This window comes from Rhizobium sp. SVR5-2C (assembly GCF_056755115.1).
Genome location: NZ_JBNDHT010000678.1, coordinates 1 through 229, shown reverse-complemented (window position 1 = coordinate 229; position 229 = coordinate 1). Strand labels below are relative to the sequence as shown.

Here is a 229-nt window from a genome sequence, read left to right as displayed (position 1 = left end):
TCCCTGCACCGATCAGCGCGGTCACGATGGGGAAAATCCACACCGGCGACCAGTTTTTGACCTTCTGCACTTTCGCCTCTCCACTCTTATTTTCCATGCTCTTACTGTTCCTCATGGCTTGATTCAGGCTCACGATCCCACGATAAACGAGGGTCGAAGGTCATGGCCGCGAACATGGTCATAATAACGACCAGCGCAAACATTAATGCCCCCATCGCGGGATAAATAC

General features: G+C 52.0%; 1 protein-coding gene. It reads right to left on the bottom strand.

Annotated features, from left to right (window positions below):
* Positions 1-101: 101 nt before the first annotated feature.
* The gene (locus ACPYOI_RS37345) at positions 102-215 is read right to left on the bottom strand and encodes a paraquat-inducible protein A (RefSeq protein WP_481424339.1); all 114 of its coding nucleotides are present in this window, start codon (positions 213-215) and stop codon (positions 102-104) included.
* Between the last annotated feature and the right edge of the window lie 14 nt (positions 216-229).